Raw genomic sequence first — 14,531 nt, 5'->3', positions numbered from 1 at the left:
CGCTTCCCCTATGGTCCCGCCGCCGCGGGGGAACCTCGCGCGCTTCACCCCATTCAAGATCCCAATCTGGGCGACGGAGACGGCCAATGAGGGCGATGCCCCTGTCCATCGGCACCATTCATTTCGTGGGCATCGGCGGCATCGGCATGTCCGGCATCGCCGAGGTGCTGCACAACCTGGGCTATTCCGTCCAGGGCAGCGACCTGGCCGACAATTACAATGTGAAGCGCCTGCGCGACCTGGGCATCCCGGTTTCCATCGGCCAGCGGGCGGAAAACCTGGGCGATGCGGCCGTCGTCTGCATCTCCTCCGCCGTGAAGCGCGACAACCCCGAGGTCATGGCCGCGCGTGCCGCCCTGGTGCCGGTGGTGCGGCGCGCCGAGATGCTGGCCGAGCTGATGCGCCTGAAGTGGTCGGTCGCCATCGCCGGCACGCATGGCAAGACCACCACCACCTCGCTGGTGTCGGCCCTGCTGGACGGTGCGGGCTTCGACCCCACCATCATCAACGGCGGCATCATCAACGCCCTGGGCACCAACGCCAAGCTGGGCTCCGGCGACTGGATGGTGGTGGAGGCGGATGAGAGCGACGGCACCTTCACCAAGCTGCCGTCCACCATCGCCGTGGTCACCAACATCGATCCGGAACATCTGGACTTCTACGGCACCTTCGACCGGGCGCGCGAGGCGTTCGACCAGTTCGTCCAGAACATCCCGTTCTACGGCTTCGCCGCCCTGTGCATCGACCATCCCGAGGTGCAGGCCCTGATCAGCCGGGTGGACCGCCGCATCGTCACCTACGGCTTCAACCCCCAGGCCGATCTGCGCGCCGCCAACCTGCAGACCACCGTTGAGGGCGCCTTCTACGACGTCGTCGTCTCCGACCGCGTGGCGGGGGAGGAACGCACCATCACCGGCCTGCACCTGCCCATGTACGGCCTGCACAACGTCCAGAACTCCCTGGCCGCCATCGCCGTGGCCCTGAACATGGGCATCACCGACGACAGCATCCGCGACAGTCTGGCCAAGTTCAGCGGCGTGAAGCGGCGCTTCACCAAGACGGGCCAGTCCAACGGCATCACCGTCATTGATGATTACGGCCACCACCCGGTGGAAATCGCCGCCGTGCTGAGTGCCGCGCGCACCGCCGGCACGGGCCGCACCATCGCCGTGGTGCAGCCCCACCGCTACAGCCGCCTGCAAAGCCTGTTTGAGGAATTCTGCACCTGCTTCAACGACGCCGACGCCGTCATCGTCGCCGATGTCTATGCCGCCGGTGAAACGCCCCTGGACGGTGTCAGCAAGGAGGCGCTGGTGGACGGCCTGCGCACCCACGGCCACCGCCATGCCCTGCCCCTGCCCTCGCCCGAGGCGCTACCGTCCATGATCCGCGACATGGCGCGGCCGGGCGACCTGGTGGTCTGCCTGGGCGCCGGCAACATCACCAATTGGGCCAACGCCCTGCCGGGCGAACTGGACCGCCTGTTCGGCACCGCCATCCCGGGGAGCCACGCGTGATGATGGCCGAGCGGCGCATGGATGGGGTCGAGGCATCGGCGGAAGGCCGGGGTGCGGCCCTGCTGCGCCGCCTGCCGGCCGTGCGCGGTCGCCTGACGCCCGACGCGCCGCTGGGTCCGCTGACCTGGTTCCGCGTGGGCGGCCCGGCCGATGCCCTGTTCCGCCCGGCAGATGAGGAAGACCTGGCCGCGTTCCTGGCCGGTTGCCCGGCCGATGTGCCGGTGACGGTGATCGGTGTCGCCAGCAACCTGCTGGTCCGTGACGGCGGCGTGCGCGGCGTGGTCATCCGCCTGGGTGGCAGCTTCGCCCAGGTGGCCACCGACGGCGATCTTGTTCGCGCCGGCGCCGGCGCCCTGGATCTGACGGTGGCCCAGACGGCGCAAGCCAGCGGCCTGGCGGGCCTGGAATTCCTGTCCGGCATCCCCGGCACCATCGGCGGCGCCATCCGCATGAATGGCGGCGCCTATGGCGGGGAAACGGTGGATGTGATCGAGACGGCCAGGGGCGTGGATCGCCAGGGCAATGTCCGCACCGTACAGCCGTGATGCGTTGCATCTGACCTACCGCCATTGCGGCGTGCCCGACGACGTGATCTTCACCCAAGCCAGCTTGCGCGGCCGTCCGGGCGACAAGCCCGCCATCCAGGCCCGCATGGATGAGATCGCGGCCGCCCGTGCCGCCAGCCAGCCGGTGCGCGCCCGTACCGGCGGTTCCACCTTCGCCAACCCGCCGGGCGAGAAGGCCTGGGCCCTGGTGGACAAGGCCGGCTGTCGCGGCCTGGTGGTCGGCGGCGCCCAGATGTCGGAGAAGCACGCCAACTTCATGCTGAACCTGGGCGACGCCACCGCCGCCGATATCGAGACCCTGGGGGAAGAGGTGCGCCGCCGCGTCTTTGAGGCCTCCGGCATCGATCTGCGATGGGAAATTCGCCGCATCGGGGAGCCACCGAATCAGCCGTGACGCGGTGCGGCAAGGGCCCGGTTCCCGAGTCGTTTTCGGACCCATCCGGAGGACATAGGGAAGGACTATGGGTAGTTATACCCCGGTTGCACCGGTCTGCACATTTCAACGCAATAGCTAGCGGTTTTCAAAAAGAGGCATCAAGAAACTCACAAAATGTTGCGTTTCCCAGCGGTTCTGCAAAGGTGGGCTATCCTCTAGGGATTGTGTCGCCTGGCTGAACCGATTCAGCCAATAGGGAGCGTTTGATGAGTGGTCACCAGCCTAAGCATGTCACCGTCCTGATGGGCGGGTGGTCTGCCGAGCGCGAGGTATCGCTTGTCAGCGGCGCGTCCATCGCGACGGCGCTTGAGTCCCAGGGTTACGTCGTGCGCGCGGTGGACGTGCAGCGCGACCTGGCCGGCCTGCTGGCCGCCTTGACGCCCAAGCCGGACGTCATCTTCAACGCCCTGCACGGCCGGGGCGGCGAGGACGGCATGATCCAGGGCGTGCTGGAATATCTGGGCGTGCCCTACACCCATTCCGGCGTCATGGCTTCCGCCGTCGCCATGGACAAGGCCATGACCAAGCGGGTGCTGGGCACCGTCGGCATGCCCCTGGCCGACAGCGTCATTGCCACGCGTGAGCAGGTGCTGGCCGGCCATGTCATCGCCCCGCCCTATGTCATCAAGCCGGTGGATGAGGGTTCCAGCGTCGGCGTGCGCATCGTGCGCCCTGGCGCCAACGGCCCCGCCATCCCGGAAGAGCATTGGGTCTATGGCGACACCGTGATGGTGGAAAGCTTCATCCCCGGCCGCGAGCTGACGGTGGGCGTGATGGGCGACCGTGCCCTGGCGGTGACGGAGATCGTGGCCAGCACGGAATTCTTCGACTACACGGCCAAGTACACCGAGGGCCACGCCGTCCACGTCTGCCCGGCGCAGATCCCGGAGGATGTCGCGGCCGAGGCCAAGCGTCTGGCCCTGCTGGCCCACCAGACCCTGGGCTGCGCCGGCGTCAGCCGCAGCGACTTCCGCTGGGACGACGCCAAGGGCGTGGCCGGCCTCTGCTTCCTGGAGACCAACACCCAGCCGGGCTTCACGCCGCTGTCGCTGCTGCCCGAGCAGGCGGCGCATTTGGGCATCAGCTACGCCGATCTGTGCGGCTGGATCGTGGAGCACGCCGCATGCCACGGGTGACCCATCCCTCCAGCCCCGGCCTGTTTCCCGAGGGCGACAACCCGCGCAGCCGCATCGCGTATGAGACGCGGCGGACGACGCAGCGCGCGGCGCAGGCGGCCAACCGCCGCCGCGCCGTTCCCTTGTGGCTGAAGTTCCTGGGCCGCCGGGCCACCATCATCGTGCCGCTGGCCCTGGTCGGCGGCCTGGTGCTTTGGGGTTGGGCCAGCGGCAAGCTGACCGCCGCCGGCAATGCCGTCGACGCCGCCTTCCTGGACGTGACGGCGCGGGGCGGCTTGCAGGTGCAGGACGTGCTGGTCAAGGGGCGCAAGGAAACCGACGCCGCCGACGTGCTGACCGCCTTGGGCGTGCAGCGCGGATCGCCCATCCTGGGCTTCGACCCGCATGCGGCGCGCAAGCAGCTGGAGCAGATCCCCTGGATCGCCAGCGCGCGGATCGAGCGCCGGCTGCCCGACACCCTGTACGTGGTGCTGACGGAACGCCAGCCCATGGCCATCTGGCAGCACGACCAGAAGCTGGCCCTGGTGGATGCCGACGGCACCGTCCTGACCGAGCACAATCTGGATCACTTCCCCAACCTGCCCATCCTGGTGGGTGACGGCGCGCCCAAGCAGGGCAAGGCCTTGCTGGCGGCCCTGGCGGCGGAGCCCACGCTGGCGTCGCGCGTCAACGCCGCCGTGCTGGTCGGCGCCCGGCGTTGGGACCTGCACCTGACCGGCGGTGCTGAAATCCGCCTGCCGGAGATCGACTACCCCGCCGCCCTGCACAAGCTGGCGGGCCTGGAGGCATCGGACAAGGTGCTGGAACGTGACGTGGTCGCCATCGACCTGCGTGTGCCTGACCGCCTGATCGTGCAGACCTCCGCCGCGGCGGCGGACGCGCGCATGAACGCCAAGGCGAACAAGGGCGGCAAGCGCCCGACGACGCCCCCCGCGGCGAAGAAGAACTGAGGGCGGACCAGACCATGGCATTCACCGTAACCGGCCGGTCCAAGCCCAAGCGTGTCGCCCGCGGCGGCACGATCGCGGCGCTCGACGTGGGCAGCAGCAAGGTCGTCTGCTTCATCGCCCGGGTGGAGGAACCCGGATCCATCCGCGTGGTCGGCATCGGCCACCAGGTGTCGCGCGGCGTGCGCGCCGGCGCCATCGTGGATATGGAGGCGGCGGAGAACGCCATCGGCACGGCCGTGCACGCCGCCGAGACCATGGCGGGTGAACAGATCCGCGAGGTGCTGGTGGGCCTGTCCGGCGGCCAGCCGGAAAGCCAGACCCTGACGGTGGAGACGGGCATCTCGGGCACCGAGATCACCGACCACGACCTGCGCCGCGCCCTGGCCCACGCCCGCAACCTGAACGTCTCCGCCGATGCGGAACTGATCCATTCCATCCCGGTGGGCTACACCGTCGACGGGTCCAGCGGCATCCGCGACCCGCGCGGCATGGTGGGCGAGAAGTTGGGCGTGCGCCTGCACGTGGTGACGGCCGCCGCCGGCCCGGTGCGCAATTTGAATTCCTGCGTCGGCCGCTGCCACCTGGGCGTGGAGGGCTTCGTCATGTCGCCCTTCGCCGCCGGGCTGTCTTGCCTGGTGGAAGACGAGATGGATCTGGGCGTCACCCTGATCGACATGGGTGGCGGCACCACCAGCATTTCCGTCTTCTTCGACGGCAAGATGGTGTGGACCGACAGCGTGCCCATCGGCGGCAGCCACGTGACCAGCGACATCGCCCGCGGCCTGACCACGCCGCTGGCCCATGCCGAACGCTTGAAGACCCTGTACGGCAGCGCCCTGCCCGCCCCGTCGGATGAACGCGAGATCATCGACGTGCCGCAGATCGGGGAAGAGGACCGGGCCCAGGCCCACCACGTGCCCAAATCCCTGCTGGTCGGCATCATCCAGCCCCGCCTGGAAGAGGTGTTCGAGTTCGTGCGCGGCCGCCTGGACGCCTCGGGCTTCGCCAAGCTGGCCGGGCGCCGCGTCGTGCTGACCGGCGGCGCCAGCCAGTTGCCGGGCATACGCGAGCTGGCGCAGCAGGTGCTGGACAAGCAGGTGCGGCTGGGCCGGCCCTTGCGCATCGGCGGCCTGGCGGAATCCGTGGGCGGCCCCGCCTTCTCCGCCGCCGCCGGCCTGCTGGCCTACGCGGTGCAGCAGCATACCGAGGCGCCGGCGCTGGCCCCCCTGATGGAGCCGGCCGGCAGCGGCTGGCTGGGCCGCATGGGCAACTGGCTGAGGGACAATTTATGACCCCAGCCATGATCCAGGCGACGCAACAGGCGTTCCGGCCCCCGCCATCGCCTTATTTCGGACAAGGCACCGGGCGATGTAGCGCCCGAAGATCGCCGGTCCGAAGACCGAAATCGACCGCCCACCGTCACAAGAACCAAACGTATTCCGGACGTTCCGCAGAGGGGACCACGCCATGACCATCAAAGTCACCATTCCGCCGGTGGAAGTGCTGACCCGCCCGCGCATCACCGTCTTCGGTGTCGGCGGCGCCGGCGGCAACGCCGTCAACAACATGATCCGCTCCAACCTGGAAGGGGTGGAGTTCGTGGTCGCCAACACCGACGCGCAGGCCCTGACCGGCAGCGAGGCGACCAAGCGCCTGCAGCTGGGCAGCACCATCACCCGCGGCCTGGGCGCCGGCTCGCGCCCCGACGTGGGCCGGGCGGCCGCCGAGGAACAGCTGGAGGAGATCCTCTCCTACCTGGAAGGCACCAACATGTGCTTCATCACCGCCGGCATGGGCGGTGGTACCGGCACGGGTGCGGCCCCGGTGATCGCGCGCGCCGCGCGGGAGCAGGGCATCCTGACGGTGGGCGTGGTGACCAAGCCCTTCCACTTCGAGGGCGCGCATCGCATGCGCATCGCGGAGCAGGGCATCAATGAACTGGCCAGCTACGTCGACACGCTGATCATCATCCCCAACCAGAACCTGTTCCGGGTGGCGAATGAGAAGACCACGTTCGCCGACGCCTTCAAGATGGCCGACGACGTGCTGCACTCCGGCGTGCGCGGCGTCACCGACCTGATGGTCATGCCCGGCCTGATCAACCTGGACTTCGCCGACATCCGCACCGTGATGACGGAGATGGGCAAGGCCATGATGGGCACGGGCGAGGCCACCGGCGAGCGCCGGGCCGTGGAGGCCGCCGAGGCCGCCATCAGCAACCCGCTGCTGGACGACGTGTCGATGAAGGGCGCCCGCGGCGTCCTGATCAACATCACCGGCGGCTACGACATGACCCTGTTCGAGGTGGACGAGGCGGCCAACCGCATCCGCGACGAGGTCGATCCCGACGCCAACATCATCTTCGGCTCCACCTTCGATTCCGCCCTGGATGGCAAGATGCGGGTATCGGTGGTGTCCACCGGCATCGAAAGCCTGGCGGGCCAGCAGCCGCGCCAGCCCGCCGCCCCGCAGCTGGCTGTGGTCGCCGGCAACGCGACCCCCGTGCGCCGCGCCGCCACCCCGGTGCCGGCCACGCCCGTCAGCACCCCGGTGCGCCCGGCGGCGACCGGCGCCGCCAGCTATCACGCCAACCTGACCCCGGCCCCCATGGCCCCGGCCGCCGCCGCGCCGTCGATGGCGGTGCCGGCACCATCCGCCTATACGGTCCCCGGCCCGTCGCCGGCACCGGCGCCGGTGGAAGCGGCCCCCGTCGCGGTGATGGCGGCCCCGGAAGTGGCGCCGGAACCGGTGGCGGAACCGGCCCCCGCCCCGCGGATGGAAGTGCCGATACGCGCCCCGGCCCCCAACGCCGCCCTGCGCGGCGAGCGTGGCAATGCCGGCTTCATCCCGCCGCGCCCGGCCGATGCCGGTCCGCGCCTGGGCGCCCCCAACCCGGACCGCTACACGCCGCCGCAGGCGGAACCGCGCAAGCGCAGCATCTTCCAGCGCATGTTCGGCATCGCCGGCGATGAGCCCCAGGCGCACGCGCCACAGGCCCATCACCCCGCCCCCCGCCATCCGGGCGTGAACCAGCCGCCGCCGCAACAGCAGGCCCCCGTCGCACACTACGCACCGCAGCCCGCCCCGCAGGCACATGCCCCGGCGCCGCAGGCGGCCCCCCGCCCGGCACAGGCCGTTCACCCGGACGCCGGCCTGGCCCGCGCCCCGGGCGAGGACAGCTCGCTGGATATCCCGGCCTTCCTCCGGCGCCAGGCGAATTGATGCCAGTCATGTGACACGCGTCACTGCACCGCACCATGTGAAGGGCCGCTTCCCCAGGGAAAGCGGCCCTTTTCATTTGCGGCAGAAGAAAGGCAAAATTGCATTTGTGCTCAAGTAGATACGCATGGGTCCGCGTAACATTCGGTAACAAAGAGTGATTTGATGCTTGGCGCACGGGTTGTTACTTAGGCAGCGTGACGTTTGGCTTTCGATGCACCGCAACATGCGGCGATGACGAAGCCGGCGACGAACCGAAGCGAAAAGGTCGGCCTACCCGCGGATTTCACCGCTAGGCAAACCGGACGCCGGACGTGGATGGCAGAGCCCGGTGCGGTCTTCCCCAAGACAGCCGCTAACGCATCCAGTCCGAACCCAAGTCCCGGGGGGAAACCCCAGGGCAACCGTGATGCAGGAGGGACCCGGTCCCAACCGTATCATGGCCGAACAAGGAAGTTGGACCCGTGTACGCCGATCGTGAAAACACCGCCGCCGCCCGCCAGCAGACGCTGAAGGCCCCCATCAATTGCACTGGCGTCGGCCTGCATTCCGGCCTGCCCGTGACGATGATCCTGCGCCCGGCGCCGGTGAACACCGGTATCGTCTTCCGTCGTATCGACCTGCTGCGCAGCGGCGCCACCGAGGCGCAGGCCACCATCCCGGCCCGCTGGGACATGGTGGTCGACACCCGCCTGTGCACGGTGGTGGGCAACGGCGGCGGCGCCACCGTCGGCACGGTGGAACATGTGATGTCCGCCCTGCGCGGCTGTGGCATCGACAACCTGTTCATCGACCTGGACGGCGCGGAAGTGCCGATCATGGACGGCAGCGCCGCCCCCTTCGTCTTTCTCATCGAATGCGCCGGCATCACCCAGCAGGCCCTCGCCCGCCGCGTCATCCGCGTGCTGCGCCCGGTGTCGGTGGTGGAGGGCGAGAAGATCGCCACCCTGACCCCCGCCTCCGGTTCCAGCTTCGCGTTCGAGATCGACTTCGCCAGCGCCGCCGTGCGCCGCCAGGAAGGTTTCGTCCGCCTGGAAGCGGAGACCTTCAAGGATGAGGTGGCGGAGGCCCGCACCTTCGGCTTCCTGCAGGAAGTGGACATGATGCGCCGCGCCGGCCTGGCCCGTGGCGGTTCGATGGACAACGCCATCGTCATCGACGGTGACCGCGTCCTGAACGAGGGTGGCCTGCGCTTCACGGATGAGTTCGTGCGCCACAAGATCCTGGACGCCGTGGGCGACCTGTACATGGCGGGTTACGCCATCATCGGCCACTACAGCGGCGTGCGGTCCGGCCACGCGCTGAACAATAAGCTGCTGCACGCCCTATTCGCCGACGCCTCCGCCTACGAGATCGTCGAGGAAATGGACCCCGCCTTCGTGGCCCCGGCCTGGGAACGCCCCCGGCTGGCCGCCACCGCCTGATCCACGCCGCCGTCCGTCCGGCCAAGAACAAGAACGTCAAGCACAGCCAAAACAAAACAACTGAGCCTCAAGCGAAAAGGCCTTCTTCCCCAAGCGGAAGAAGGCCTTTTCCGTTTCCGGCCGGACGATCCCGACCGCCGTGCCGGCGCGCCCCAGCGCGCCTCACAGCATGGCGTTGACGCACAGCGCCATGATGGCGGCGACGGACAACATGCCGGCGGCCTCAACCAGGCCGGACAGGCGGGCGGCGATGCTGGCGGTGACGGCGGTCTCGGTGGCGGTAACGGTGGTCATGATCTTGTCCCCTTGGGAATTCTGGTGATCGCTGGTCAGGCGATGGTCGGTGAGGCGAGGCGTTGAACGGGCCGGGTCGACTTACAGCATGGCGTTGATGCTGGCGGCGATCAGCAGGGCGATGGCCATCATGGCGCCCGTCTCGACGACGGCGATATCGGGCAACACCTTGAAAAAGCGGAAGGAAGCGGTGCGGCTAGCGGCGGCGAAGGCGGTCATTTGTCTCTCCATCAGGATCGTTGGTCGGTGTTGTCCCTATATTAGAGCATTATGATTTTAGGTTGGTCCATACCCGCAACTTTTGAAGTAGTTTGAGCATTCCGCTGGCGTAACAGTATCCATGGTCTTTACGATGCTCTTGCAGAGGGCCTCGATAGATCGTGGCTGGGCCTCACGCAAAGAATGCTTGAGCTTGGAGAAGAACTTCTCGATGGGGTTCATGTCCGGGGAGTATTTTGGTAAGAAGATTAACTTAGCGCCGGCGTCGCGGATGGCCTTGCGAACGGGCTTGGCCTTGTGGGAGGGAAGGTTGTCCATGATGACGACATCGCCCTTGCTCAAGGTCGGAGCGAGAACCTCCTCGACATAGACCTGGAAGCGCTGGCCGTTGACGGGCTTGTTCAAGAGCCAAGGAGCCTCGATGCGGTCATGGCGCAGGGCGGCCAGGAAGGTCATGGTGTTCCAATGGCCAAAGGGCGCCTTGCCGACAAGGCGCTCACTGCGCGGCCCCCATCCTCGGAGTGGCGCCATGTTGGTTTTGGTCCAGGTTTCGTCGATGAACACCAGGCGGGACGGATCGACCGACGCCCGGTGCTTCACCCATTGCGCTCGTCGGTGGGCAACGTCGGGGCGGTCCTGCTCGCTGGCGACCAGCGTCTTTTTTTATAAGTCAGCCCCTGGCCACGGACGAACTCCCAGACCGAACGGTAGTCGACCTTCAGGCCGCGTTCCCCCAGTTCCGCGATCAGGACGGCCAGGGTGAAGGGCCGCTCCTGGCAGCGCGCAACAAGCCAGGTGTGATGGTCACCGGATATCTTCTTGGGCTTGTGACCGCCCATCTGACCAGGGGCGACGTCACCCGTCTCGTTCAGGCGCTTCATCCACCTGATCGCCGCGCTGTCGCTCACACCGAACCGAGCCGCCGCCTGACGCCGCGACAGGCCCCCCTGAACTGCGGCCACTACCCGTTCACGAAGATCCATTGAATACGGACGACCCATCGCCACTGCCTCCATCTCAAGACAGACGCAGTGAATCAGAGGCCCAAATAAATGGGAATCCCCCTTACCGATTCAGCCTTATTTCAAAATGCTCTAGCAAGGGGTGTGCCAACTGCCCGAAATGGCGGAAAGTCTGGGCTTTCGGTGCTGACCAACCAGCGCCATGCTTCGCGATGGCCATAAAATCGCCGTTATGGCGATTTAGTATAATAATGGGCAAATTTGCACTGCACGATGGCGAACACTGTCCGTTTGCGGACACAGGCGGCCCGCCACACAGAATCCCCAAAAGCGAAAGGCCCTCTTGCCCAGGTGGGAAGAAGGCCTTTTCGTTTGGCAGTGCCGGAACCCCCGGCCGGCGCGCCCCATCACAGGCGGGGCGCGCATCGTGGTCGGCGCAGGCTCACAGCATGTAGTTGATGCACAGCGCCATGATGCCGGCGACAGACAACATGCCGGCGGCCTCGACCACGCTGGACAGGCGGGCCATCAGGCCCCCAAAGGCGCTGGGAACGCTGGTGGCGGAAGCGGTGGCGGTCTGGTTGACGGTAACGGTGGTCATGATCAATTCCCCTTGGGTGGATGTCTGTGGATGGCGGATCGCTGGTCGGGCGATGAGGGCGGTTACGGCTTGAGTGGCGGGAAGGTCGCGGTTTACAGCATGGCGTTGATGCTGACGCTGATCAGCAGGGCGACGGCCAGCATGCCCACGTTCTCGATCAGGTCGGTGCCGGGCAGCCCCTTCAGGAAGCGGAAGGAAGTGGTGCGGCTGGATGAAGCGAAGGCGGTCATCGGTGTCTCCATGGTTGAGCGGTTCGTCTGATGACTGGGTAATCGCAAGGGGCGTGCCAGAACCCGTAAGCCAGGATTTCCGTGGGTTTGGCCTCGCCGTTATCGCGACATCAACATCACACCGCCATCAAGTCGCCGTTTTCGCTATTTATTGTATAATCTGGGGCATTCTGGACTCGCCAAAGCGGACACTGTCCGCTAACGAACACTCCGGATCGCCCTTCGGAACCCCGGCCAGCGCCCACATGACACCCATGCGATACCCGCATAGGATGTAATCCCGGAAGCCGGCAGACCAAAACGAAAAGGCCCTCCTCCCCACGCGTGGGAAGAGGGCCTTTTCGTTTCAGATACGGCAGACGCCCCGGGCGAAAAACCTGGGGGTCGGGGCGATCTTACAGCATGTAGTTGATGCACAGCGCCATGATGGCGGCGACGGACAGCATGCCGACGGTCTCGACCAGGGCGGCGATGCTGGGCAGGCGGTTGGTCAGCTTGCTGGCGGTGGGGGCGACGGTATGGGTGGTCATGACGGCGGCTTCCTTCTTCCCAAGGTTGGCAGTGATCGCTGGATCAGAGCATGGCGTTGATGCTGACGCTGATCAGCAGCGCCACGGCCAGCATGGCCACGCTCTCGACGATCTCGGTACGGGGGAACACCTTGAAGAAGCGGAAGGAAGCGGTGCGGCTGGAAGCGGTGAAAGCGGTCATTTCGGTCTCCGTCGGAGGATGGTTGGTTGATGTCCCCCTAAGAGCAAGGGGTGTGCCAACCCTGGGAAACCGCCAATTTTTCCGCGAAAAGGACTGCCGTTATCACGACATCAACAGGCCAGCGCCATTAAATGGCCGTATCGGCCACTTCTTAAATAGATCGGCAACGCCAAGCCGTCCGCCAGCGGACACTGTCCGATATCGGACACCTCTTAGCCGCTGAACCACACTTTGGTGTCCAGATAGCGCGACGCCAGGAAACGGTACAGGCGGCTGATCTCGAACATCGCCTCGTCCTTGGCGGGGTCCAGGGCCTTCCAGCGCTGGGGGATGTCCTCCCAGGCCAGGGTTTCGAAATGCAGGCCGTCGCGATGGCGGCGCAGCATGGCCACCGTGCCTTCGAACTGCTTCAGCGCCGCCACGGCCTCGCCGGTGCCGGCCTCCACCTCATCGAACCATTCGCGGTACTTGTCGACCGGCACCTTCAGCAGGGTCTGGATGCGGCGCAGCTGGTGGTCCAACTCACGGTCGCCCCGGGCCAGCTTCTGCATCTCGCGCAGCTTGCGGCCGATATCGAACACCGGCTTGAAGTATTCCCGCAGCGCCTCCAGGAAACCCAGCTCGTTGGCCAGCACCTCCACCCGGTCCACCACCTCCTGCTTGCGGTCGGGCGGCAGGCCGACCAGGGAGGCGATCTCGGCCGCCTGTTCCCGCATGCGGCGCTTGGCCTCCTCGCTCTCATCCAGGGCGGTATGCTCGCGCGCGCCGGCGATGGCCTTCAGCAGCGACCCGCCGATCTTGATGAAGGCCAGGTCGCGGTGCCGGGCCTCGATGGTCCATGAGGCGGTGCCGTCCAGGATTTCCGACGGGATGCGGTCGCCGTTGTGGATGATGCGGACGAACTTCAGGCTGGACGCCACCATGCCCAGCAATTGGCCGTCGGTGCTGTCGGGCGCGATGGAGAACATCTGTGCCACCTGCTTCACCGGGATCGTGCCCCGGGCATCGCCCAGGTCGATCTGCAGCACCGGCTCGCCATGGCTGAGCGTGAAGAAGGAATTGGGCAGGCTTAGGGCCTGATGGGTGAAGGTGAAGTCTTTGACGTTGGGCTTGGCCGTCTTGTCGGTCATGGCGGGAAGACGCAGTCCTTGGGGGCGGGCGGTTCCGGGACGGAAACGGGGAACGCGGATTCGGGCGACGGCGACGGCCGTTGGCACATTCCTATAAGGTACCAACGTTAAGGCTAGCGCTTGACCGCACGATCATCCACCCTGAAGACATCCGGCCGCGAATGCAAAAATCGGCCGCCCGCCCGGCGGATACGCGCCGCGCCAGGCCGACGATCATCGCTTTTTTAAAAAAATTCGCTGTTCGGCCGATAATGTGCCGCTTGGCGATGGACAGGATGTGCGTGCTATAACACGCCGTCGCGCATCCCCGCATATTCGCCTTCGAGATGATGCCCTTGTCCCTCCGCTTCGCCCTGTCGCCCCGCCACCTCCCTCTTCTGGCCCCGCTCGCGCTGCTCGCGCTGGCGGCCTGCTCCAGCGATGATAAGGAGATGCCCTACGTCGAACTTCCGGTGGAGCGCATCTACTCGGAGGGCGGCAACGCCATCGACCGGGGCGAATACCAGAAGGCGGCGCTGTTCTTCGGCGCGGTGGAGCAGCAGCATCCCTACTCCACCTGGGCCATGCGCGCCGAACTGATGGGCGCCTACGCCTATTATGAGGCCAACAAGTATGACGAGGCGATCGGTTCGCTGGACCGCTTCATCAGCCTGCACCCCGGCAATCCCAACGTCGCCTACGCCTATTACCTGAAGGGCCTCTGCTATTACGAGCAGATCTCCGACGTGCGGCGCGACCAGACGCCGACCGTGCAGTCGCTGAAGGCCTTGGAAGAGGTCATTCGCCGCTTCCCCTCCAGCCCCTATGCCCGCGACGCCAAGCTGAAGATCGACCTGACCCGCGACCATCTGGCGGGCAAGGAAATGGACATCGGCCGTTATTACCAGAGCGTCAGCCTGAACCTGGCGGCCATGAAGCGCTTCCGCAAGGTGGTGGACGACTACCAGAGCACCAGCCATGTGCCGGAGGCCCTGCACCGCCTGGTGGAGGTCTACCTGACCCTGGGCATGCTGGACGAGGCGCGCAAGACCGCCGCCGTTCTGGGTTACAACTACCCGGGCAGCGACTGGTACCAGAACACCTACGACCTGATGCGCGACGTGCCGCAGCCGCGCGTCATCCCCATCGCCATCAAG

14 protein-coding genes and 2 pseudogenes are annotated in these 14,531 nt (G+C 66.6%); 8 read left to right on the top strand and 8 right to left on the bottom strand.

Annotated elements, in window-relative coordinates; translation table 11 throughout:
- Window positions 1-86 precede the first annotated feature (86 nt).
- The 7 genes and pseudogenes from murC to lpxC all read left to right on the top strand — a co-directional run bounded on the left by murC (window position 87) and on the right by lpxC (window position 9,248).
- Window positions 87-1,517, top strand: a complete 1,431-nt coding sequence (murC, locus tag PW843_12125) for a UDP-N-acetylmuramate--L-alanine ligase (protein MDE1147347.1) — start codon at window positions 87-89, stop codon at window positions 1,515-1,517.
- Between the two features lie 17 nt (window positions 1,518-1,534).
- Window positions 1,535-2,477: pseudogene (gene murB, locus PW843_12120) on the top strand (UDP-N-acetylmuramate dehydrogenase).
- A gap of 248 nt (window positions 2,478-2,725) precedes the next feature.
- Window positions 2,726-3,655 carry a D-alanine--D-alanine ligase gene (locus PW843_12115; GenBank protein MDE1147346.1) on the top strand — a complete coding sequence of 310 codons (930 nt, stop codon included), beginning with the start codon at window positions 2,726-2,728 and terminating at the stop codon, window positions 3,653-3,655.
- Window positions 3,643-4,605, top strand: a complete 963-nt coding sequence (locus tag PW843_12110) for an FtsQ-type POTRA domain-containing protein (protein ID MDE1147345.1) — start codon at window positions 3,643-3,645, stop codon at window positions 4,603-4,605. Before PW843_12115 ends, PW843_12110 begins: the two co-directional genes overlap by 13 nt.
- A 14-nt stretch (window positions 4,606-4,619) precedes the next feature.
- Complete coding sequence (gene ftsA / locus PW843_12105; GenBank protein ID MDE1147344.1) at window positions 4,620-5,897, top strand: cell division protein FtsA; 1,278 nt, start codon at window positions 4,620-4,622, stop codon at window positions 5,895-5,897.
- Window positions 5,898-6,072: 175 nt separating this feature from the next.
- Entirely contained in the window at window positions 6,073-7,827 is a 1,755-nt protein-coding gene (ftsZ, locus tag PW843_12100) for a cell division protein FtsZ (protein MDE1147343.1), read from the top strand.
- A 461-nt stretch (window positions 7,828-8,288) separates the two neighbouring features.
- Window positions 8,289-9,248, top strand: a complete 960-nt coding sequence (gene lpxC / locus PW843_12095; GenBank protein ID MDE1147342.1) for a UDP-3-O-acyl-N-acetylglucosamine deacetylase — start codon at window positions 8,289-8,291, stop codon at window positions 9,246-9,248.
- A gap of 162 nt (window positions 9,249-9,410) precedes the next feature.
- Here lpxC and PW843_12090 read toward each other — a convergent pair whose 3' ends face one another.
- The 8 genes from PW843_12090 to PW843_12055 all read right to left on the bottom strand — a co-directional run bounded on the left by PW843_12090 (window position 9,411) and on the right by PW843_12055 (window position 13,395).
- Window positions 9,411-9,542 (bottom strand): hypothetical protein, encoded by a 132-nt coding sequence (locus tag PW843_12090; protein MDE1147341.1) that lies wholly within the window; start codon window positions 9,540-9,542, stop codon window positions 9,411-9,413.
- Window positions 9,543-9,623: 81 nt separating this feature from the next.
- Window positions 9,624-9,761, bottom strand: coding sequence for a hypothetical protein (locus PW843_12085; protein MDE1147340.1), 138 nt, complete (start codon window positions 9,759-9,761; stop codon window positions 9,624-9,626).
- Between the two features lie 57 nt (window positions 9,762-9,818).
- Window positions 9,819-10,762 (bottom strand): IS630 family transposase gene (locus PW843_12080; GenBank protein ID MDE1147339.1). Its coding sequence is split into 2 segments (ribosomal slippage): window positions 9,819-10,424 and window positions 10,427-10,762, totalling 942 coding nucleotides; the frame shifts between segments, so codons are not numbered across the junction.
- A gap of 403 nt (window positions 10,763-11,165) precedes the next feature.
- A complete protein-coding gene (locus tag PW843_12075; protein MDE1147338.1) occupies window positions 11,166-11,324 on the bottom strand; it encodes a hypothetical protein in 159 nt (52 codons plus the stop codon).
- A 92-nt stretch (window positions 11,325-11,416) separates the two neighbouring features.
- Window positions 11,417-11,554 (bottom strand): hypothetical protein, encoded by a 138-nt coding sequence (locus tag PW843_12070; GenBank protein ID MDE1147337.1) that lies wholly within the window; start codon window positions 11,552-11,554, stop codon window positions 11,417-11,419.
- 395 nt (window positions 11,555-11,949) lie between these two features.
- Entirely contained in the window at window positions 11,950-12,084 is a 135-nt protein-coding gene (locus tag PW843_12065) for a hypothetical protein (GenBank protein ID MDE1147336.1), read from the bottom strand.
- A 43-nt stretch (window positions 12,085-12,127) separates the two neighbouring features.
- On the bottom strand, window positions 12,128-12,265 hold the full coding sequence (locus PW843_12060; GenBank protein ID MDE1147335.1) for a hypothetical protein: 138 nt from the start codon (window positions 12,263-12,265) through the stop codon (window positions 12,128-12,130).
- A gap of 212 nt (window positions 12,266-12,477) precedes the next feature.
- Window positions 12,478-13,395, bottom strand: a complete 918-nt coding sequence (locus PW843_12055) for a hypothetical protein (protein ID MDE1147334.1) — start codon at window positions 13,393-13,395, stop codon at window positions 12,478-12,480.
- A gap of 329 nt (window positions 13,396-13,724) precedes the next feature.
- Here PW843_12055 and PW843_12050 point away from each other — a divergent pair.
- Window positions 13,725-14,489 (top strand): annotated as a pseudogene (locus PW843_12050) (outer membrane protein assembly factor BamD).
- Window positions 14,490-14,531: the final 42 nt, after the last annotated feature.

This window comes from Azospirillaceae bacterium (assembly GCA_028283825.1).
Taxonomy (GTDB): Bacteria; Pseudomonadota; Alphaproteobacteria; order Azospirillales; family Azospirillaceae; genus Nitrospirillum.
This window is presented reverse-complemented; position numbering and strand designations above follow the sequence as displayed.